The 18,790-nt window shown below is 54.1% G+C and carries 24 protein-coding genes and 1 tRNA gene; 16 read left to right on the top strand and 9 right to left on the bottom strand.

Going from position 1 to position 18,790, the window contains the following annotated elements:
• Nucleotides 1–12 precede the first annotated feature (12 nt).
• Complete coding sequence (locus BC777_RS17360) at nucleotides 13–204, top strand: hypothetical protein (protein WP_100369482.1); 192 nt, start codon at nucleotides 13–15, stop codon at nucleotides 202–204.
• A 447-nt stretch (nucleotides 205–651) separates the two neighbouring features.
• Here the strand turns inward: BC777_RS17360 and BC777_RS17370 are convergent, their stop codons facing one another.
• The gene (locus BC777_RS17370) at nucleotides 652–840 is read right to left on the bottom strand and encodes a PLDc N-terminal domain-containing protein (protein ID WP_100369484.1); all 189 of its coding nucleotides are present in this window, start codon (nucleotides 838–840) and stop codon (nucleotides 652–654) included.
• 65 nt (nucleotides 841–905) lie between these two features.
• Nucleotides 906–1,718: a formate/nitrite transporter family protein gene (locus BC777_RS17375; protein WP_245834456.1), complete on the bottom strand. Its 813-nt coding sequence runs from the start codon at nucleotides 1,716–1,718 to the stop codon at nucleotides 906–908.
• A 105-nt stretch (nucleotides 1,719–1,823) separates the two neighbouring features.
• On the opposite strand from BC777_RS17375, the gene BC777_RS17380 reads away from it, so the two are divergent.
• From BC777_RS17380 to BC777_RS17405, 7 genes are read left to right on the top strand one after another with little or no spacing between them, the layout of a single operon-like run.
• Nucleotides 1,824–3,044 carry a DUF2254 domain-containing protein gene (locus tag BC777_RS17380; RefSeq protein WP_168769209.1) on the top strand — a complete coding sequence of 407 codons (1,221 nt, stop codon included), beginning with the start codon at nucleotides 1,824–1,826 and terminating at the stop codon, nucleotides 3,042–3,044.
• Nucleotides 3,045–3,102: 58 nt separating this feature from the next.
• Complete coding sequence (locus tag BC777_RS17385; RefSeq protein ID WP_100369487.1) at nucleotides 3,103–3,315, top strand: hypervirulence associated TUDOR domain-containing protein; 213 nt, start codon at nucleotides 3,103–3,105, stop codon at nucleotides 3,313–3,315.
• Nucleotides 3,312–4,277 carry a DNA topoisomerase IB gene (locus tag BC777_RS17390; protein ID WP_100369488.1) on the top strand — a complete coding sequence of 322 codons (966 nt, stop codon included), beginning with the start codon at nucleotides 3,312–3,314 and terminating at the stop codon, nucleotides 4,275–4,277. The genes BC777_RS17385 and BC777_RS17390 overlap by 4 nt, the downstream gene beginning before the upstream one ends.
• 50 nt (nucleotides 4,278–4,327) lie before the next feature.
• Nucleotides 4,328–5,686: an MATE family efflux transporter gene (locus BC777_RS17395; protein ID WP_100369489.1), complete on the top strand. Its 1,359-nt coding sequence runs from the start codon at nucleotides 4,328–4,330 to the stop codon at nucleotides 5,684–5,686.
• A 58-nt stretch (nucleotides 5,687–5,744) separates the two neighbouring features.
• On the top strand, nucleotides 5,745–5,954 hold the full coding sequence (locus BC777_RS17400; protein WP_100369490.1) for an orotidine 5'-phosphate decarboxylase: 210 nt from the start codon (nucleotides 5,745–5,747) through the stop codon (nucleotides 5,952–5,954).
• A 28-nt stretch (nucleotides 5,955–5,982) separates the two neighbouring features.
• On the top strand, nucleotides 5,983–6,135 hold the full coding sequence (locus tag BC777_RS19410; protein ID WP_168769210.1) for a hypothetical protein: 153 nt from the start codon (nucleotides 5,983–5,985) through the stop codon (nucleotides 6,133–6,135).
• A 3-nt stretch (nucleotides 6,136–6,138) separates the two neighbouring features.
• Entirely contained in the window at nucleotides 6,139–7,458 is a 1,320-nt protein-coding gene (locus BC777_RS17405) for an FAD-dependent oxidoreductase (RefSeq protein ID WP_100369491.1), read from the top strand.
• Between the two features lie 52 nt (nucleotides 7,459–7,510).
• On the opposite strand, the gene BC777_RS17410 is transcribed toward BC777_RS17405, so the two are convergent.
• The gene (locus BC777_RS17410) at nucleotides 7,511–7,975 is read right to left on the bottom strand and encodes a CreA family protein (RefSeq protein WP_100369492.1); all 465 of its coding nucleotides are present in this window, start codon (nucleotides 7,973–7,975) and stop codon (nucleotides 7,511–7,513) included.
• A gap of 64 nt (nucleotides 7,976–8,039) precedes the next feature.
• A complete protein-coding gene (locus tag BC777_RS17415) occupies nucleotides 8,040–8,831 on the bottom strand; it encodes a PRC-barrel domain-containing protein (protein ID WP_100369493.1) in 792 nt (263 codons plus the stop codon).
• A 174-nt stretch (nucleotides 8,832–9,005) separates the two neighbouring features.
• Between BC777_RS17415 and BC777_RS17420 the strand changes: the two genes are divergently transcribed.
• Together BC777_RS17420 and BC777_RS17425 are read left to right on the top strand one after the other, a co-directional pair.
• On the top strand, nucleotides 9,006–9,647 hold the full coding sequence (locus BC777_RS17420) for a DUF998 domain-containing protein (RefSeq protein WP_100369494.1): 642 nt from the start codon (nucleotides 9,006–9,008) through the stop codon (nucleotides 9,645–9,647).
• Between the two features lie 76 nt (nucleotides 9,648–9,723).
• Nucleotides 9,724–10,578, top strand: coding sequence for a mechanosensitive ion channel family protein (locus BC777_RS17425; protein WP_100369495.1), 855 nt, complete (start codon nucleotides 9,724–9,726; stop codon nucleotides 10,576–10,578).
• 70 nt (nucleotides 10,579–10,648) lie between these two features.
• On the opposite strand, the gene BC777_RS17430 is transcribed toward BC777_RS17425, so the two are convergent.
• The 3 genes from BC777_RS17430 to BC777_RS17440 form a co-directional block, all read right to left on the bottom strand.
• On the bottom strand, nucleotides 10,649–11,047 hold the full coding sequence (locus BC777_RS17430) for a SpoIIAA family protein (RefSeq protein WP_100369496.1): 399 nt from the start codon (nucleotides 11,045–11,047) through the stop codon (nucleotides 10,649–10,651).
• A gap of 99 nt (nucleotides 11,048–11,146) precedes the next feature.
• Nucleotides 11,147–11,836 (bottom strand): BON domain-containing protein, encoded by a 690-nt coding sequence (locus tag BC777_RS17435; protein ID WP_245834457.1) that lies wholly within the window; start codon nucleotides 11,834–11,836, stop codon nucleotides 11,147–11,149.
• A 113-nt stretch (nucleotides 11,837–11,949) separates the two neighbouring features.
• On the bottom strand, nucleotides 11,950–12,093 hold the full coding sequence (locus BC777_RS17440; RefSeq protein WP_100369498.1) for an entericidin A/B family lipoprotein: 144 nt from the start codon (nucleotides 12,091–12,093) through the stop codon (nucleotides 11,950–11,952).
• 271 nt (nucleotides 12,094–12,364) lie between these two features.
• Here BC777_RS17440 and BC777_RS17445 point away from each other — a divergent pair, with 271 nt between their 5' ends.
• The 5 genes from BC777_RS17445 to BC777_RS17465 all read left to right on the top strand — a co-directional run bounded on the left by BC777_RS17445 (nucleotide 12,365) and on the right by BC777_RS17465 (nucleotide 16,089).
• Nucleotides 12,365–12,844 (top strand): MgtC/SapB family protein, encoded by a 480-nt coding sequence (locus BC777_RS17445; RefSeq protein ID WP_100369499.1) that lies wholly within the window; start codon nucleotides 12,365–12,367, stop codon nucleotides 12,842–12,844.
• A gap of 230 nt (nucleotides 12,845–13,074) precedes the next feature.
• The gene (locus BC777_RS19415; RefSeq protein ID WP_168769211.1) at nucleotides 13,075–13,230 is read left to right on the top strand and encodes a hypothetical protein; all 156 of its coding nucleotides are present in this window, start codon (nucleotides 13,075–13,077) and stop codon (nucleotides 13,228–13,230) included.
• Between the two features lie 182 nt (nucleotides 13,231–13,412).
• Entirely contained in the window at nucleotides 13,413–14,789 is a 1,377-nt protein-coding gene (locus BC777_RS17455) for an NAD-dependent succinate-semialdehyde dehydrogenase (RefSeq protein ID WP_100369501.1), read from the top strand.
• Between the two features lie 61 nt (nucleotides 14,790–14,850).
• Nucleotides 14,851–15,465: a glutathione S-transferase family protein gene (locus BC777_RS17460; protein ID WP_100369502.1), complete on the top strand. Its 615-nt coding sequence runs from the start codon at nucleotides 14,851–14,853 to the stop codon at nucleotides 15,463–15,465.
• A gap of 27 nt (nucleotides 15,466–15,492) precedes the next feature.
• Nucleotides 15,493–16,089: an SDR family oxidoreductase gene (locus tag BC777_RS17465; RefSeq protein ID WP_100369503.1), complete on the top strand. Its 597-nt coding sequence runs from the start codon at nucleotides 15,493–15,495 to the stop codon at nucleotides 16,087–16,089.
• A gap of 555 nt (nucleotides 16,090–16,644) precedes the next feature.
• Here the strand turns inward: BC777_RS17465 and BC777_RS17470 are convergent.
• Nucleotides 16,645–16,731 (bottom strand) — tRNA-Leu (locus BC777_RS17470).
• A 159-nt stretch (nucleotides 16,732–16,890) separates the two neighbouring features.
• Between BC777_RS17470 and BC777_RS17475 the strand changes: the two genes are divergently transcribed.
• Nucleotides 16,891–17,871 carry a complex I NDUFA9 subunit family protein gene (locus BC777_RS17475; protein WP_100369504.1) on the top strand — a complete coding sequence of 327 codons (981 nt, stop codon included), beginning with the start codon at nucleotides 16,891–16,893 and terminating at the stop codon, nucleotides 17,869–17,871.
• Here the strand turns inward: BC777_RS17475 and BC777_RS17480 are convergent.
• Complete coding sequence (locus BC777_RS17480) at nucleotides 17,868–18,671, bottom strand: undecaprenyl-diphosphate phosphatase (RefSeq protein WP_100369505.1); 804 nt, start codon at nucleotides 18,669–18,671, stop codon at nucleotides 17,868–17,870. The two genes, BC777_RS17475 and BC777_RS17480, sit on opposite strands and share 4 nt — an antisense overlap.
• Between the last annotated feature and the right edge of the window lie 119 nt (nucleotides 18,672–18,790).

Raw genomic sequence — 18,790 nt, forward strand, 5'->3', positions numbered from 1 at the left:
CAAGGACCTAAAATGAAAGGGATGACTATGTCAGCTTCGAACACAAATCTCGAAAAACAAGCGCGACGCCATCGCGGTCCATTGATTGGTATCGTATTTGCGCTTGTATGGGCCGCAGTCTTGTTTGCGGGCTTCACGATCTGGACCGCCTATCAGGCCGATAACCCCACGGCAGAAAGTCCAGCAGCCTACTTTTCAGAATAAAAAATCAGCGCGCTATCTTTAGCGCGCTTTTTTTCAGCTAGAATAGCCAAAAAAGGATGCCCGTGGAAACCGCGCCAACCGTGAGTGATGCCGCGATCACAAATATGCCCCGACACGATGGGCCCAAAATGTTGTTATCAATGATCCAACTTTGCACCGAAAGCGCGCGCCTTGAGGTCTGCACGAACATCAAGACTGATGCGACAACGAAGAGCAGCGCACCCGCCGTCGCAAAAAATGGGGTTTGATCAAGTCCAAACGCCGCCTTTGTACCCAGCGCCACGGCTAAGAAGGCCAGGCCGACCTGTATCCACCCAATGCACACCTGCTCATTTGCGATCAGTCTACGCCGGTCCTCCGGTCTTACGGTTTCTAATGCGGGTGATTTGGATGGCTGTGGCATAAGAGAAAATGGCGCCCCAGATATGAGGACGCCATTGAATACTATCATCCAGTCGCTGTTGCGCCGCGCGGCCCTGCAACAAGCCAGATGATGAAACCAATCAGCGGCAGCACCAGAACAAGCAGCGTCCAAAGCACTTTACTTCCTGTTGACACACCCGACCCAAAGATCGAGATAATTGCCCAGATGTTGAGCGCCAAAAGTATCAGACCGCCTAAACCAGCATATTCCATTTGTCTTTCCTCCGATTGTTCCGCTGTCTTCACCTACACAACGACCCTGATCCAAATTGGTTCCATTATTTTTTAGTGGGCAATTCATGCCGGACCTGTCCAAACGACAACAACGCAAAGATGACCGTGCCGCCAAGGATGTTGCCGGCCAGTACAGGCAGAAAGAAATTCCACATTGCCACATCAAGGGTTAGGGCCCCTTGCACTATCAGAAATGCCATTTCGACGCTGCCGGCCACGATGTGGGTGAAATCACCGGCGGCGATCAACCATGTAAAGATCATGATTAGGAATAGCTCGAACCCTTCAGACTTTGGCAGCATCCAGACAATCGCGGCAATGATCACCCCAGCAGGGATTGCACGCTGGAATGCCTCGCTTGCGGCAAAGCCAGTTGCGTGTTCGGACAATTCAGTGATCGCAGGAAGCAGCTCAGCGGGGATGAATAATCCGTAAGCAAAGGCGGCCGCCGCGATAAAGGCACCGACCACATTTGCAAATAGAACAATGAACCAGAGTATCCCGACTTGCTGAAACATCGAAGCAGAGGGATCACGCATCACAGGCAACACTGTGGTGATGGTATTTTCCGTGAACAGCTGCATGCTACCAAGGATCACAACGATAAACCCAAGACTGTATCCAAGGTTCTCTAGCAAATAGCGCCACGGCGTATCGGGCAGGTATGTCCGAAAGATCGCTTCTCCCAAGACTGATAGTGAAATCATCATCCCCGCGGCGATGCCTGACCAGAACAAAGACGCTTTAGGGCGTTCGAGTTCTTCCTGCCCTTCGCGGCGAATGACCTCAAAGATATGCTTAGAAGACAGTTTTTCGCTTTCTTCTACGATAGTATCATGTGCACGGTCTTGTGGCATGGTTGCAGTCCTTTTGGGTATTCGAACCATAACAACTGCGGAACGCTTTTGGTTCCGTAATCGTTTCATAGAGTGGACACGCATTTGTGTCGCAAGGGGGCATGGGTGGGAAAAAGAGCATATCTGTTCAAGTTGCTACAGGATATTCGGGCAAGCTATTGGTTTTTGCCGTCTCTTTTGGTGCTTTTGGGGTTGCTGCTTGCCAGCGGCATGATCTGGGTCGACCGCAAGCCCTCTGTTGTCCCGTTTAATGTGCCCCGCGGGTGGTTGGACACCCAAGCCGACGGCGCAAGATCGATGCTGGCCGTCATTGCCCAGTCTATTATTGGTGTCACAGGTGTGATGTTTTCAATGACGCTTGTGGCTGTGTCATTTGCATCGGGTAACTTTGGGCCGCGATTGATCGGCAACTTCATGCGCGACCGTGGTAATCAGTGGAGCCTTGGCATCCTAATCGCCACCTTTGTCTATGCGTTGGTCGTTTTGCGGACAGTTCAGGATGATTTCGAAGGGGGGGCGGCGCAATTTGTGCCGCATTATTCCCTGTTGCTCGCGCTTGGCCTGACTTTGCTTTGCGTCTTTACACTGATATATTTCGTTCACCATGTGCCCGAGACCATCAATGTTTCGCAGATTTCGGCCAGCATTGGTGCAGCGTTAGAACGCCATGTCCGCGATTTGATCGACGACCAAGACGAGAAGGCTCGGTATGTGACCCCGCCCGACCGTGCGCCTGATATCACGCTGACGGCCGGTGCATCGGGCTACATACAAACGGTCAACTTTTCACAACTCGAAAAATTGGCCGATGATTATGACTTTCGGGTCAACCTTGCGGCCTCAATTGGCGCATTTGTCACCGAACAGACTCCAGTCTTCGAAGTTTGGACTGGGACACAGGAAAATGAGGCTGACGCCAAGGAGATCCTTGAATGCTACGCTATTGGCGCAGGTCGGACCGAAAACCAAAACCCGACATTTCTAGCTGAACAGCTGGTAGAAATGATCGCCCGCGCGTTGTCGCCGGGTGTAAACGATCCCTATACCGCAAAAGACTGCTTGAACCGACTTGCGGCCGCACTGACGGTGGCCAGTACGTACAAGGACGGAATCAAAGACAGGTCTTTGCCGCGCATCACGTTCAAACCGCTGACATTCCCCCGGCTTTTTGCCGCAAGTTTTCCATTATGCCGCCAGTACATCAAACCTGATGCGTTGGTGCTGGAACACGCCCTGACACTGTTAAACAACTTGGCAGATGTTGTACGCGACGAAGATCGTCAGGTCATCAAGGATGAGATTACCATGCTTACGTCTGACAGCTAGGGAACCAAGTGACGTACCCTCGCGTTTATCGTTGGACCCACGAAAAGGAGATGTACACATGGGCTATCAATCAGGCGATAAAGTGGAATGGGATTGGGGCAACGGCACGGCGACAGGCGAAGTCGACAAAACGCACGCATCCTCAATCACTCGCACAATCAAAGGATCAGAAGTGACCCGCAACGGATCAAGCGACGACCCGGCACTTGAGATCAGCCAGGACGACGGCACAAAAGTTCTTAAGCTGTCGTCTGAGGTTCGCAAAGCGTGAGTGCTGAAGCGCTTGTCTATTATCCCGATACGCTGCCGGGCTACGGTCGCCGACGCTGCGGTCGGGGGTTTACCTATCTTGATTTGGACGGCGCCACCTTGCGCGATGCAACGACGCGTGCACAGCTCAAGTCATTGGCGGTTCCCCCAGCGTACACGGACGTCTGGTACTGCCCTGATCCGCTTGGCCATTTGCTGGCCACGGGTCGCGATGCAAAGGGGCGCAAGCAATACATATACCACCCATCGTGGACGGAAGCCCAAGCAGAGGCAAAGTTTGACGGTCTTGCAGATTTTGGCGCATGCCTCCCACGCCTGCGCCGCCGACTGCAACGTGATCTGGCGGCCGAAACGGGAACACGCGACTATGCGCTTGCTGCGGCAGTGACACTGATTGATCGGACGGCCATTCGTCTCGGCAGTCCACAATATGCAGAGGAGAACGGCAGCTACGGTGCGCTGACTTTACGCGAAAAACACATTGATATCGCGGGCAGCGAAATCGAACTGCGCTACGACGCCAAGGGCGGCCAAAAGGTGCAGCAAACGATGAAGGATGCCAAACTGGCGGGCATTCTGGACGATCTGACAGACCTGCCTGGTCGGACCGTTCTGACCTGGGTCGATAGTGCAGGTGCGCCGCAGACGCTGACGTCTGGCGCATTGAATACCTACATTGCTGAAGCGGCGGGCATTGACGGCGCGACTGCAAAATCGTTCCGTACTTGGATCGGTAGTTGTGCTGCGTTTGAGGTCGCGTGCGCGGGGCCAGCAACAATCACGCAGATGGCCACCGCCGCCGCAGATGTCTTGCACAACACCCCCACAATTGCGCGCAACAGCTATATCCACCCTGCAATCATAGACTTGGCCGGTCAACCAGCACCCGATTTCACGCCAGTCACAACCGACGGACTGCGCGTCACTGAACAGCGCTTGCTAGGTTTTTTACAAGATTGGTGAACCTTTCAGGATCAAGGGCGTTGTCGTGTGACGCTTTGAGAGGACAACCTGTGGCTGATAAACGTGACTTAACCGCCGGACCAACTTGGCAAAAACTACTTCAACTGGCCGGGCCAATGGTTTTTGGCATCATTGCCGTCATATCGGTGTCGCTGATTGATACCTATTATGTCGGACAACTGGGTACGCAGGAACTGACCGCATTATCATTCACCTTTCCGGTTACGCTTACGGTTTCAAGCTTAGCAATCGGGCTTGGCGCGGGCGCGTCGTCGGTTGTGTCGCGTGCTGTCGGGGCAGGCGCGCGTGATGATGCTAAGCGTCTGGCGACAGACAGTCTGGTACTGGCCCTTATCTTGGTTATGGCTGTGGCTGCTGTCGGGTTTTTCATGATCGACCCCCTGTTTACCCTGTTGGGGGCAACTGGCGAAACGCTGGATCTGATCGGGCGGTATATGCGCATCTGGTTTCTTGCCATCCCGCTGTTGGTCGTGCCAATTGTCGCAAATTCTATCGTGCGCGCGGTGGGTGATACGTTTTGGCCCAGCGTTGTAATGGTCAGTTCTGCTTTGACAAATATCGCAATCACGCCTGTGTTTATCTTTGGGCTTGGCCCTGTGCCCGCCTTCGGCATCGAGGGTGCCGCGATTGGCACTTTGATCGCATGGCTTGTGACCGTTTTTGGTGCATTCGCCCTGGTGGCATTGCGCGAAAAAATGCTGGACCTCACACTGCCAAAAATGTCCGTTCTTGCGAAATCCTGGAAACGCGTTCTTGCCGTTGGTGTGCCCGCGTCCATCGGCAATGCCGTCAATCCAATCGGGATCGCGGTTGTCACCGCACTGATTGCAGCGTTTGGCGAGGTGGTTGTTGCGGGATTTGGTGTGGCGACACGGATTGAATCGCTTTCTGTCATCCCCATGCTTGCCCTGTCGTCGGCCATCGGCCCTTTTTCGGGTCAGAATTGGGGCGCCGGAAAGTGCGACCGCGTCGCAGAAGCGCTACGCTTTAGCTATGCTGTCTGCGCCGCTTGGGCCGCAGTCCTAGCGTTGTTTTTCTGGTTTGCAGCAACACCGATTGTCGGCGTTTTTTCGCAGGATGCGGACGTGATCGCAGCCGCGACGTCTTATCTGACAATCGTGCCTCTTAGCATCTGGGGGTATGGCGTGGTGATCATCAGTGCGGGCGCATTCAATGCTTTGGGTCGGTCACACTATGGCTTGGGTCTTTATTTGGTGCGCACGGCCGTCCTTTACGTGCCGCTGTCGTTCATTGCCGCTCAGTTCGCAACGTCGGATGCCGTTTTCTATGCCATCGCTGCGGCGAATGCGGTGGCGGGCATCGCTGTTGGTGGTTTCGCGCTGTACTGGCTGTCGCGCCACAGCGCACCAGAGCCCACAACTGCCTGAAACAAAGGAACCATTTGGTCCGCTGTTTGTTTGTTCTGCAACAACCAGGAGAAAAGCAATGGCCACCGAGATCAAGAACATTTGGTACAATCCCGCAAACAGCGCGTTCGAAGGCCGCATCGACATTACAAATAAAGGTAAGTCGTTTCGCTATCCGTGCGCGGTGCAAGGCCCCATGGATATGTCGCCCGCAGAGGTACGCGCCCGCATGGAGGCCCAAGCAAAGCGCATGTCCGACAGCGATCCTGCTGTTTTTTCCTACCTCTGAATACAACCCCAACAGAAGGACCATTCCCATGGCCACGCCAGAACGCCCAAAGCACCCCGAACTTAATGGTTCAGAACAGCACCATGATCTGAAAAACGATCCCGGCAAAAAAGGTGACCCGGATCATACCAAAGACACCGATCTGAATGATGAAGACACCAAAAAACCTGATGCCGACTAACGCATGACACAGCGTGCATATGACAGCATCGTCATTGGCGGTGGTTCCGCTGGTATGGCGTTTGCGACCACGGCAGCCCAGCTTGGCGCGCGCGTTTTGATTATCGAGCGCGCCGAACTTGGCGGCACCTGCGTTAACCGCGGTTGTGTGCCCAAGAAAATACTTTGGTCTGCTGGTGAGATCGCACGCGCAACGCAAGCCGTTGCATCACAGAATATCGCGACGCAAACAGCCATCGACTATCCGGCGCTTATCGCGAAACGCGATGCCCATATCGCAGATATTCGCGACATTTACGCGGGTAATCTTGACGATGCGGGCGTTGCGCTGGTGCGCGGTCAGGCCACGATCATTCACGCGCGCTGTGTGAAGGTCGGCGATACGACATATTCGGCCAATCAAATCATTCTTGCCTGTGGCGGACGCCCGGCCGACATGGATATCCCCGGTGCCGCTTTGCTTAGCAACAGTAACGACGTGCTTGGCTGGACGACGCGACCGGATAGGATCACCATTATCGGCGGCGGCTACATCGGTTGCGAATTTGCCGCGATTTTTCATGCGCTGGGATCGGATGTGACGTTGGTCCATAACGGGCCGCATCTGCTGGATACCTTTCCCAAAAATCTGGCGCTTCATGTCCAAAAGGGGCTTGAGGCATCAGGCATCCGCATCCGAACGGATGACGGCGTGACGGCAGTAAAGCAGAACGGCGCATCGCTTGGATATACATGCGCGTCAGGGCTGACCGATACGACCGATGCCGTTGTCGCGGCCGCGGGTCGGACGCCCAATATTGACCAACTGGGCCAGTTTGCCGACAGGCTTAATACCGCTGACAGTGGGGCGCTTGCGATCTCTGACCGGTTTGAGACAAGCCAGCCCGGCATTTACGCCATCGGTGATATCGCCGACCGGCTGCCGCTGACACCTGTGGCGACGGCTGATGGCACAGCGCTTGCGCATATGTTGCATGGCGGTGATGCCGAAGCGGTCAGTCTTGATCTGGTGGCGACCACGGCCTTTGTGTACCCGCCTGCCGCTTTCGTTGGTGACACCAGCGGTACAACACTGCGCAGTGGCGATCTGACGCCATTGGCGCAAAACGTCCTGTCATCCGCTAATCGCAACACAGCTTTTTACCAGATCAACGCCGACGATGATGCGTTGACCGGGGTCGCCATTGCAGCCCACGGCGCAGAGGACATCATCGCATTGGCGGCGGCCCTGATTGCAGCCAAAGCACCCGCGGTGTCGCTGACCAAAGCGACACCGGTGCATCCATCATTCGCAGAAGAATTCTTTGCCGAAGCACCAATGTAAAGACATCGTTTCAATCTGGGCGTCGATGACGATACGCAGCAGAGGCCCGCGCTTAGTTGGAAGGTTCGTAAAGCGGGATTGTGGAAATAGCCATCTTTGCGCTGCCGTCCTGAACCTCGCGGGCGTGGGCCACGTAAATCAAAGTGCGGTTCGCCTCATCAAAGATGCGTTTCACTGACAGCGATTTCCAGATAATTGAGCGGCGTTCCGAAAAGATGCTTTCACCCTCGTCGCTGCGATCAATATCACCAATGACGATCGGCCCGGTCTGACGGCAAGAAATAGCTGAATTTGATGGATCTTCGAACCAGTTGCCTTTTTTCAGGCGGTCGATCAGGCCACGCTCAAAATACGATACGTGACAGGTGACCCCATCAACCTGCGGATCTGAAAATGCCTCGATCACGATGTCATTGCCCAACCAGTCAACATCAACGTTGCCGACCTGGTCAGCAGAGGATGCTGTTGCAAGGAAAAAAGCACTGAAAAGAGCGGTGAGCCGCGCTGTCGTAATCATGAGGCAAATCCTTTAAAGAATGTATAAATGGGGCAAGGCGTTACACCTTGCCCCAGATGTGTAGTTAGCCGTCGTATTCGGGCTGCTGCTCCAATGCTTCTTGGGATGCGTCGATGTAGACACGCACGTCGTCACCGTCGTCCATGCGCAGGATTGTCAGCTCGTCCAGGGATACGGCTACTTCACGCTCGCCCAGACCAAGAATACCACCCACGTCGATCACGGCACGGTCAAGCTTGCCGTTGTCTGTGACCAAAAGTTCGCCAATCTCGCCGACCTCTTCGTCATTCACGCCAAAGACGGGCGCGCCTGTCAGATCTTCTGTTGTCAGGTCTTCTGGCATCATGCGGGCAAAACCGTCCATTTCGATGTCCGGACCTGTCCATGCACCCATTTCGTCACCGTCGCCCATGGAGTTGGTCAACTGGCTATACTCATACGCCGGCGCATCTTGGACACCCACTGTCGTGGCTTCGACCACCAAGAAGAAATCGTCTGTCTCGCCTTCTTCGTTCACAAAGCGCAGCTCAGACATATTGATGGCCACATCTTTTTCGCCGATGCCCAAAAAGCCACCAACGCCCACGATCACTGATTGTACATCACCGTCACGGGTCAACAGGATCTCGTTGATCTCGCCGATGTCATCCCATTCGGTTTCGCCATCAGCGGCGATGGTCATGTTGTTTTCGATGCTGGCCTCGGATGCGTAGACCCGCATGCCGACTATTTCGGTGGCATTGATGTTCATTGCCGGGTCAAACTGTGCATCTGAAAAGACCGCTGTGTGACCGTCCGCGTATGCGGCTGTTGTCATTGTCAGTGCGACGGCTGTTGTGCTTAGAAAGTTTCTCATTCTTTCCTCCTGTTTTGAATGATGGCTGGACGCGCCAGCCTTGATGCCGTGTCAACACCAAGCCATGCGGATCGTTCCGCCGTTTTCCTGAATTTCCGATAAGACCGCACCACTGGAACAAACCGGCCCGGTAAACGTTGTAGTCTTTCAATGTAAATTACAGTGGATAAGACCATGAATAATGTCGATTTCGATAGGACATGGCGTAGCCAACTTCAGCCCGATCTAGCCAGATATCTAAGCTATGCTGCGATTGCCGGATGCATCATTTTCGCGACGTCCATCTTGGTTGCGGATTTCGTTGTGCCCGATCACGACTGGCTGGCCGACACCATCAGTAACCTTGGCGCCGGGCGATATGAATTCATCGTGGATATTGGCATTTGCGCCTTTGCAGGGTCTTTGCTGGCGACCGCGCTGTGTGCCGCACATATTCATCTGGGTGGTCCACGATGGAGCGTTGGTCTAATCGGTGTTGGGCTTATGGCGCTGATCGTATTTCTGATCGGTACGCGCAACGAGTATGGCGACAACGATAACGAGGGGGTCGTCATACACGTCTACCTTGTCTACGCGTTGGGCGTCATCATGACCGCGTCCCCTTGGTTGATGTCGGGCGGCGCATATCAGGTTGGGCGCGTGTATGGTCACAGTCTGGTTGCCGTGTCGATCATCTGGACGATATCGGCGCCATTCTTCTTTTTCCTACCCACAGGGATAGATGGGATCTATGAACGCTATCTTGGATTGATCGCATTCGCGTTTCTGGGCGTGTTGGCCGGGATGAATACTTCGTTGGCCCGAAAAATAGCGTGAACCAAATCACGCGGTAAGCGTTGAGGTGTGATGCGTCACAAAATGGAGAACTCTGTTGGAGCCAGTTGGGATTTTAATGGAGCAATTGCGCGAAATTGGTCGATCAGCGATTGAGCTGTCACCACAGATCGTTGTTGCTCTTGTCGTTCTTATTTTAACAGCGGTGGTCAGTAAGATCGTCAGGGTTGGTATTTCCAGTCTGATGGCGCGTACCAAACTACGGACAAGCCTGCGGGAACTTGCCACGCTTCTGGCATCAATCATGACCTGGGTCACCGGGTTGATGATCGCTGCCGTCATCGTTTTTCCGGGGCTGACCCCCGCCAGCATCCTTGCCGGGTTGGGTCTTGGGTCGGTGGCCATCGGATTTGCGTTCAAAGATGTCTTTGAAAACTTTCTTGCGGGCATCATCATCCTGTTCCGCCGTGAGATGCGGATCGGGGACCATATCGAATGTCTGGGCATTGAGGGCGAAGTGACACATATCGCCATCCGCGAAAGCCATATTTCACGCACCGACGGTCAGCTGGTCATTGTGCCAAATTCGATGCTGTTCAAAAACCCTGTTATTATCCGCACAGATAAGCCCAAACGCCGCGTGACCATCATTTGCGGTGTTGCGTATGATGTCGACGTAGACGAAGCACGCAGCGTTATCACCCATGCCGTTGAAAAATGCGAAACGGTTGAAAAAGACAGCAAACCGATTCAGGTTTTTGCCCAGGAATTCGCGTCATCCTCGATCAATTTTGAGGTTGCATGGTGGACGGGATCAAAACCGGTCGAGGTCCGCACATCGCGCGACGAAGTTGTTGCAGGTGTAAAGCGCGCGCTTGATGACGCTGGCATAGAAATCCCATTCCCTTATCTTACTTTGACATTCAAACAGCCCTTGCCAATCGCGCCGCAGGGAACCGAGGGAACAGGTTAGGATCGCACGCCGCACCCTGCATGACGGTACAGAACACGGCGCTGTTGTCACGATGCAACCCGCATCGCGGTCAGGCGACAATCGGTTGCGCCCCGACAAAGTCCCACGCTTGAGTGATTTCGTGCGTATCAAACGCGCGTGCCTCGACGGGAATGACCTTATCCATAACTGCAATCATCTTTGCCGCGCGGTCCGGTGCACCAACAACGGCGTAGCATGCGACATGTTGCAGTGACCTAAAACGTGACTTGATGACGTCACCATCTAGCATGCTATCCCAGTCACTGCCTGTGAATTTGGTCATTTCCAGCAGCATGCTGACTTTGGGGTGTTTATCAAAGACATCATTCATAAATTTGGCCAGTGCCTCGGAGGCGTCATCGTCGATGTGGCCATGAATTTGGAATGCAAAGACTGTTTCGTTGTTTGTTGGAATCTGTTGGATTGGACCGTGGGCAAAATGTGTCATAGTTGACCTCGCGTGTTGAAGTTGCATGAATGGTAAAAACCCGCCAACAAGTCGTTGGTTCCGCGAACTGTTCTGCCCTAGAGTTAAGCACTGAGCACCCTACCGTGAGGCAAGTAAATCATTCGCGTCTTCCTCTAACCGATCATCATCGGATTGCGGCGGTAGAAAATCGTTCTTCAAATCAGCCTCGGCACCGGTTTGATCGGGCTCTGCCGGTGGCTGATCAGGTTCTGGCAAGGCTGCGACCGAAGCCGCACTGCTATCGACATGTTCGACCTGCGTCCGCACCTGCACGCCATCTGGGAAAATCACCTCGCGGGCTTCATCAGGCATAGATATGCCCGCTTCGGTCAAATTGGATTTCACCAGGCGCAACAGCGCTGACTTTAGTTTGATCGCTGAAATCTCTAATCCGTCAAACCAGTAATAGGTTTTGATATTGATTGTGGACGCGCCAAGTTCGTCGACTGTCATGCGATTGACCACCGCAACAACGCCCGTTGTCTTGGCCGCCAGTTGCCGCACCCATTCTTCGCGTGCGTCAGTATCCGCAACCCCATCTAGAAAAACGACACCTTCCTGAACCTGAATTGTGATGTCCTGATACCATCCTGTGGCATCAATGATCGCTGAAATCCGGTTCTGAATGTCTGTATCAGAATTGACCGGATCAACCGCAACCGGGGCTTGCGGTGTAAGAACTTCTGAGGTGTCTGAATCTTGCGTATTCGTTTGCGCCTGCACCGGTAGGGCAAGCAAAGTTGCGATGCAGGCGGAAAGGATGAACAAAAAAAGATGTCTGAGGGACGAGACCAATGAACTGTGCCTTACTGTTAAACGGGGGGCAAGAACATGATGGGCCGCACAACGCGGCCCATCGAATAACATGATCTCTTTAACGTTTAGAGCTCAGCCTGTACGTCGCGGCTCTCTTCACTGATGGCAGCACCTGCGTTCGAAATGTCTTCGCCAGCGCCTTGAACTGTTTCACAGGCGGCAAGTGTCATTGCAGACAAGGTAGCGATGATAAGTGTTTTAATACGCATAAGTAGGTTCCTTTTGTTAGTTTATTGGCGGTCAACGCCTGGCAGGGAGGTAACGTGCAAAAGGATATTTGGTTCCCGCATACGATCCGGAGTGCTATCAAAGGTGACCGACAAAAGCTGATTGGCCGCATTGTCTGCCAACCGGCATTACTGGGAACGAAAACCGCCGCGAGTTGTTGGCTTCGTAGTTGTAAGGCAGAGATACAACAGGTTGGATATCGCTGCGAAGATCGCTTCGATCCAAAGCATCGCATGACCTGCAGGAGCCGCCATGAACGAGATATTCAACGCCTTGGACATTGGCATTACAGAAGCGGACTGGTTCTTGCGGCTTATATTTGCGCTTGTGGCAGGCGGTATTCTTGGCCTTGACCGCGAAGTCAGACGGCGGCGGGTTGGTGTACGCACCTATATGATGGTGTCGCTCGGCTCTGCAATTTTTACGATTACCGCAATCGAAATGTCGCGCAGCATGGGGACAGCGGAACTGGCCGCCGACCCAACCCGTGTCATTCAAGGCCTTATCGGCGGGCTTGGTTTTCTGGGTGCGGGCGCGATCATCCAAGGCGACAAGAATGTCGGCGGCATGGCGACAGCGGCAAGCCTTTGGGTCGCTGGCGCACTTGGCCTTGCGTCCGGTGTTGGTTTGGGGGTGTTTGCGGTGATCTGCGCAATACTCGCGGCAAGCCTGTTGGCAGCAAGTCGATTTATGGAGCACCGTGGCGCAGACGACCGACCGGATGCTGATTGACTATTTAACATAAGACAGCCGAAGCCAATTTTGTTGCTGTCAATGCCAGAAGCGGGGCAGGGGAGGCGGACGGCCCGCAGGTTCATGGCCCCATCGATCTTAGCCAAAAATATATCTGCCCCCATATGTCATACTTTATAGAGCGGTCTTTTGATCTGTGAGACTGTCACAGCCCGCGCAGTTTCACAGAGGGTACGGATTTGAAGTTCCAAAACAAAGAGACAGGCAAGATGTCCGAGACTGACGCACATCTGATTGCCGAAATTAAACCTCATCGGGACGGGTCTGTTATCCACATGAAGGCCGGGACATGCATCCTGTCGTCAGAAACAGCAGGCGCATTGCACACACGCATGTTTATCGAAGTTCACGGGATGTTTGACTAACTTGTGAATGGATCAGAAAAATAGCCGCGCGATATCTGACAACCTAATCGTTGTGCGCGGCCAAGGGCCCTTCGTCAAAACCAAAGGATAATTTCCCATGACCTTGGGTCATGCATCGCATTGATGGAACCATGCGGGTCGCAATGGGTTTGTTATGAAACGTCCCATTGAAGGTGCCTGACATGACACAGATATCCACGATCAACCCCGCAACCGAAGAAACGATCGCGACCTACGACGTTATGACATCAGACGTCGCTTTCGACAAAATCGAAAAATGTCACAAAGCGTTCCTTGCGTGGCGTACCAAAGGTCACGCAGACCGCGCGCCGTATCTGCGCAAGATTGCCGCGGCGCTGCGCGACAATGCCGACAGCCTTGCGATGTTAATGACCGAAGAAACCGGCAAACTGCTGCGTGACGGTCATACAGAAGTCGAGCTGTGCGCACAGATATTTGAATATACAGCGGAACACGGTCCAGACATTTTGGCCGATGAAGATCGCAAACACAGCGGTGGTGAAAAGCGTGGCATGGTCACCTACCCGCCGATTGGTGTTATTTACAGCATTCAACCGTGGAATTTTCCAGTGTACCAACCGGTGCGTGTGCTTGCGTCAAACCTGATGGCTGGTAACGGTGTGATCCTCAAACATGCCTCAATCTGTACGGGCAGTGGCCTGATGCTGCATGACATTTGCCTGAAAGCCGGACTGCCAGAAGGGCTGTTCGAGGTTGTGATCGCGGACCACGATACCTCTGACGTGATGATCGAACACAAGCGCGTGCGCGGTGTGACCATGACAGGTAGCGATGGCGGCGGACGACATATTGGACAGGTTGCCACGAAAAACCTGAAGAAATCCGTGCTAGAGCTGGGATCGAACGACGCGTACCTGGTGCTTGAGGACGCGGATATTGAACTGGCCGTAAAAACCTGTGTGCAAGGCCGCTTGTACAACAACGGTGAAACATGCGTTTCGGCCAAACGTTTCGTCGTGACCGAGGCTGTCTATGACGCATTCACCAGCGCCTTCGTCGAACAGATGAAGGCCGTCCAGATGGGTGATCCCAAAGACGATGATACCCAGCTTGGACCGCTGTCCAGTGCCGAGCAGTTTGATACAATTTCCGAACAGGTCAGCAAAAGCATCGAAGGCGGCGCAAATGTGCTGTGTGGCGGGTCCGCCCCGGATCGCACCGGACACTATTATCCAGCAACCGTGCTTGCAAATTGCCAACCGGGTACACCCGCCTATGATGATGAAATTTTCGGGCCTGTCGCGGCAATCATCAAGGCAAAAGATGACGCCGATGCCATGCGTATCGCAAATGACAGCCGCTACGGGCTGGGCGGTGGTATCTTTAGCAAAGATGAAGACAAAGCACTGCAATTGGCGCGGGACCACTTTGATACTGGCATGGTCCGGATCAATTCATTTGGTGCAGCTGATCCAAACATGCCGTTTGGTGGCGTGAAGGATTCTGGTTTTGGTCGCGAACACGGCGGCTTTGGCATGAAGGAATTCGTCAACGCCAAAGCGATCTATTTGCCCTAAGGCACCAACTGCGCCGCTTGACAAAAACAGTCGATACATTTCGCGAAAGAAGGCTGATCTGATGATCAAAGTTCACTGCCTTGCCTATTCTTGGGCCATCCGTTTAGTTTGGCTATTGGAAGACTTGGGGCAACCCGATGATCTGATCCCTTATGATCGGACCGACCAGTTCCGCGCACCTGACGCGTTGCAGGATGTGCACCCTTTAGGCAAATCGCCAGTGATCGAGGACGGTGATTTGAAACTGGCGGAGTCCGCCACTTGCTTGCGGTATATCATCGACAAATTTGGCGACAAAACACATCGCCCGAACCCGCAGACGACGGATTACATTCGGCACGAAGAGCTGCTCGACTACGTAGAAAGCACGTTTGCGGCGGCTTGCATGAACGTTCTTATGCCTGTCGTGCAAGGGTATGATCCGTCGGATGGTGCACGCCAGTCGCTGCACATGCATCTTGATTATGTCGCAAGCCATTTGCCCGACAGCGGATTGCTTTTTGGCGCGACCGCACGCTTGGCGGATATCCAGTTTTCCTATCTTTTGGCGAACTTGGACGCCACCGGGTTCCTAGGCGACGCGCCAAGGATCAAAACATACTGGGAAGACCTGCAAAAGCAGCCCGGCTATCTGGCCGCCACAAAAGCCGCGGGACCAATGGCACCTAAGCAATAGGTCGACCCCAACATAAAGGAAATGAGTATGAAAATCCTCGTCGCCGGAGCCACCGGAAACACCGGAACACGGCTTATGAATGAACTTGTCGCGCAGGGCCATGATACTGTTGCCTTGGTGCGCGAAAGTTCTGACACAAGTAAATTGCCAGTACAGGCTGAACTGCGCAGCGGCGATCTTGCTGATCTGCAAGACGGGGTTTGCGACGGTTGCGATGTCGTTATCTTTGCGGCCGGATCAGGTGGCGACACCAGCGCCGAAATGACGGACAAGATTGACCGTGATGGGGCAATCGATCTGGTGGACCAAGCTGCAAAAGCGTGTGTGTCACGGTTCGTCATGCTAAGCACTGTCGGTGCAGAAAACCCTGATCCCGACACGGATATGGGCCACTACCTACAAGCCAAACACGATGCAGACGAACATCTGAAAAATTCTGGTCTGACGTATGCTATTGTACGTCCCGTCGCCCTGACAGACGATGCTGGCGACGGTGACATGGTTTTTGGTGACGACGTCGACACCAAAGCCAAAGCTGCCCGCGGTGACGTGGCAAAGGCCTTGGCCGATGCCGCCATCAGCGCCGAATGGGCGGGTAAGACCTTGCTTATGCAATCGGCCTGATCACACAGGCGTCACGACCTGCCAAACTTTTCCTCAATCGCCAAAGGACTTAGACCCATGAAAGCCGCCATTATTCGTGTCTATGATAGCGGACATTCAAGGCATGACCTCCAGTTCTAGCCTCTAAATGACTTGGGCCTTAGCCATGCCTCACACGCCGCCATGCTTGGTGCGTTTGAGACATAAGGCCGCATATGAGCCTTATGCGGCGATGGTCTCAACAAACCCCACACTAATCGCTTCTGCTGTGCGGAGGACTAGCCGCCTCGATAAGCACGCGCCAAGGGGCAGTTACCGACAGCTTATGCTGAAACGGAGTTGCGCCACGCCTTGACTGCGTATTCTGTGCTCGCAGGGCCGTCCAAGGTATGTCCGTGAAAGAGTACATTACATAACTACGTATCTACCGAGAGATACGGTAGGCGGAGCGGTTTTTTTTGGAGGCATTCGCCCCATTTTGCCGCACGAGGCCATCTTGAGAAACGGGGAATATTTGGGGAACGAAAGATGTTATATCCGGCATTGTACTGATATCATGTAATAAAATTGGAAGAATGGTGCCCAGGAGAGGACTCGAACCTCCACGTCCATACAGACACCAGCACCTGAAGCTGGCGCGTCTACCAATTCCGCCACCTGGGCAGGTCACGTTTGGGCGATTTACGCGCCGATCCTTGCGCTGTCAACGCGATTCGAGATGAAAAAGCAGATGGCGGTTTGATTCCGTGCCCATTGCGCCTTGTCTTAGGGTGGCACCGGGGGGTAAACCCTGACGCAGCGACTTATCTAAAGGCTACCATGATGTCTCAGCTTGTCACCATCTTCGGCGGTTCCGGTTTTGTCGGCCGCTACATTGCCCGCCGCATGGCGAAAGAGGGCTGGCGCGTCCGCGTCGCTGTTCGCAATGTGAACGAGGCGATGTTCGTGCGCCCCTACGGTGTCGTCGGTCAGGTGGAGCCTGTTTTCTGCAACATCCGCGATGACGCCAGCGTTGCAGCTGTGACTGATGGCGCCGACGCGGTTGTGAACTGCGTAGGTGTGCTGGATGAAGTTGGCAAGAACACGTTTTCTGCCGTGCAGGCCGAAGGTGCCGCGCGTATGGCCCGTATCGCTGCTGCCCATGGTGTGTCGCGGATGGTTCATATCTCGGCCATTGGCGCGGATGCTGAGGCGGCATCGGCGTATTCCAAAACCAAAGCTGCGGGAGAGGCTGGCGTGCTCGCGCATATGCCCGATGCGATGATCCTGCGCCCCTCCATCATCTTTGGTCCCGAAGATCAGTTCTTTAACCGTTTCGCTGGCATGTCTCGCATGGGTCCTGTTCTGCCTGTGATCGGTGCCGATACGCGGTTCCAACCGGTCTATGTTGATGATGTTGCTGCCGCTGCCGTGAAGGGTGTGCTGGGACAGGCCGAGGGTGGCGTTTATGAACTTGGTGGCCCTGATGTGCACAGCTTCCGCGAGCTGATGCAGCTTATGCTTGGTGTGATCCGCCGCCGTCGTTTGATCGTGAATACGCCGTTCTGGATGGCGCGGTTGATGGCAAGCGGTTTTGGCATTGTGCGTGCCGTGTCTCTTGGTCTGATCAAAGGGCCTGTGACCAAGGATCAGGTCATCAATCTAGCCGTTGATAATATCGTGGCCGAAGATGCGCGCAGCTTTGACGCGTTAGGCATGCGCCCCACCGCGATGGAGGCTGTCTTGCCAGACTACCTATGGCGTTTCCGTCCCTCTGGTCAGTACGACGCGATCAAAGAATCGGCGAAGAACCTCAAGACCTAAGTATAGGCAATCCACAGCAACACGACGCCCAATCCGATCCGGTAAATTACGTAGGGCGTGAAGCTGACCGATTCGAGCAGGCGCATCATCAGCGTCAGGGCGAGCAGTGCCGCCGCAAATGACATGCCCATCACGATGCCAATATCGCGTATTTCGCCAATGTCGCCTGCCGCTATGACGTCCAACCCCAAGAGCGCTGCTGATGCGATAATCGTCGGGATCGACATCAGCATCGCCAGCTTGGCCGCGTCGGTGCGGGTGTAGCCCAGCATCCGCCCGGCGGTGATTGTGATACCTGACCGGGATGTGCCGGGGATGAGGGCAACAGCCTGCCACAGCCCCATCTTGAAGGCATCTTTGAGTGACCATTCGGGGGCTGTCTTTTCTGCCGGTCCACGCTGGTCGGCCCAATACAGCAATACCCCAAAGACAATCATCGCCCAACCGATCACTGCGATCCCGCGCATGGCGTCTGACAGCCCTGTGACCTTCAGGATCAAGCCCACAATAATGACCGGAACCGTCGCGATAATCAGGCAGAGCGCAAGGAACGCGCCTTGCGTGTCGATCTTGCCCCGGATCAGGCGCAATGTGCCGCCCAGTGCCAATTTCACGTCAGACCAGAAGTAAAGAATGACGGCAGCAAGTGTGCCGACATGGGCCGCAACGTCGATGACTTGGCCTTGGTCATCCATACCTGACAGGGATGGCAAAAGGATAAGGTGACCCGACGATGACACCGGCAGAAACTCGGTGATCCCTTGGATCAATGCGATAAGAAGCAGGTGAAATGTCGTCATTGGTCCGGTCTTTGATTCGTCTCGCTCAACCTAACCTGCCTGAATTTAGGGGGAAGAGCGGATATAGGTCTCATATCGGACCTAAATTTTAATAGTTTTGACCTCATGTCATTGTGGAA

The organism is Yoonia maricola (assembly GCF_002797915.1).
In the GTDB taxonomy this organism is placed as follows: domain Bacteria; phylum Pseudomonadota; class Alphaproteobacteria; order Rhodobacterales; family Rhodobacteraceae; genus Yoonia; species Yoonia maricola.

Coding starts and splice junctions, on each gene's coding strand:
- BC777_RS17465 (WP_100369503.1), top strand. CDS start 15,493: ATGAAAATCCTCGTCGCCGGAGCCACCGGAAACACCGGAACACGGCTT.
- BC777_RS17400 (WP_100369490.1), top strand. CDS start 5,745: ATGGCCACCGAGATCAAGAACATTTGGTACAATCCCGCAAACAGCGCG.
- BC777_RS17420 (WP_100369494.1), top strand. CDS start 9,006: ATGAATAATGTCGATTTCGATAGGACATGGCGTAGCCAACTTCAGCCC.
- BC777_RS17375 (WP_245834456.1), bottom strand. CDS start 1,718: ATGCCACAAGACCGTGCACATGATACTATCGTAGAAGAAAGCGAAAAA.
- BC777_RS17455 (WP_100369501.1), top strand. CDS start 13,413: ATGACACAGATATCCACGATCAACCCCGCAACCGAAGAAACGATCGCG.
- BC777_RS17385 (WP_100369487.1), top strand. CDS start 3,103: ATGGGCTATCAATCAGGCGATAAAGTGGAATGGGATTGGGGCAACGGC.
- BC777_RS17415 (WP_100369493.1), bottom strand. CDS start 8,831: ATGAGAAACTTTCTAAGCACAACAGCCGTCGCACTGACAATGACAACA.
- BC777_RS19410 (WP_168769210.1), top strand. CDS start 5,983: ATGGCCACGCCAGAACGCCCAAAGCACCCCGAACTTAATGGTTCAGAA.
- BC777_RS17460 (WP_100369502.1), top strand. CDS start 14,851: ATGATCAAAGTTCACTGCCTTGCCTATTCTTGGGCCATCCGTTTAGTT.
- BC777_RS17370 (WP_100369484.1), bottom strand. CDS start 840: ATGGAATATGCTGGTTTAGGCGGTCTGATACTTTTGGCGCTCAACATC.
- BC777_RS17425 (WP_100369495.1), top strand. CDS start 9,724: ATGGAGCAATTGCGCGAAATTGGTCGATCAGCGATTGAGCTGTCACCA.
- BC777_RS19415 (WP_168769211.1), top strand. CDS start 13,075: ATGTCCGAGACTGACGCACATCTGATTGCCGAAATTAAACCTCATCGG.
- BC777_RS17445 (WP_100369499.1), top strand. CDS start 12,365: ATGAACGAGATATTCAACGCCTTGGACATTGGCATTACAGAAGCGGAC.
- BC777_RS17360 (WP_100369482.1), top strand. CDS start 13: ATGAAAGGGATGACTATGTCAGCTTCGAACACAAATCTCGAAAAACAA.
- BC777_RS17475 (WP_100369504.1), top strand. CDS start 16,891: ATGTCTCAGCTTGTCACCATCTTCGGCGGTTCCGGTTTTGTCGGCCGC.
- BC777_RS17430 (WP_100369496.1), bottom strand. CDS start 11,047: ATGACACATTTTGCCCACGGTCCAATCCAACAGATTCCAACAAACAAC.
- BC777_RS17440 (WP_100369498.1), bottom strand. CDS start 12,093: ATGCGTATTAAAACACTTATCATCGCTACCTTGTCTGCAATGACACTT.
- BC777_RS17405 (WP_100369491.1), top strand. CDS start 6,139: ATGACACAGCGTGCATATGACAGCATCGTCATTGGCGGTGGTTCCGCT.
- BC777_RS17480 (WP_100369505.1), bottom strand. CDS start 18,671: ATGACGACATTTCACCTGCTTCTTATCGCATTGATCCAAGGGATCACC.
- BC777_RS17410 (WP_100369492.1), bottom strand. CDS start 7,975: ATGATTACGACAGCGCGGCTCACCGCTCTTTTCAGTGCTTTTTTCCTT.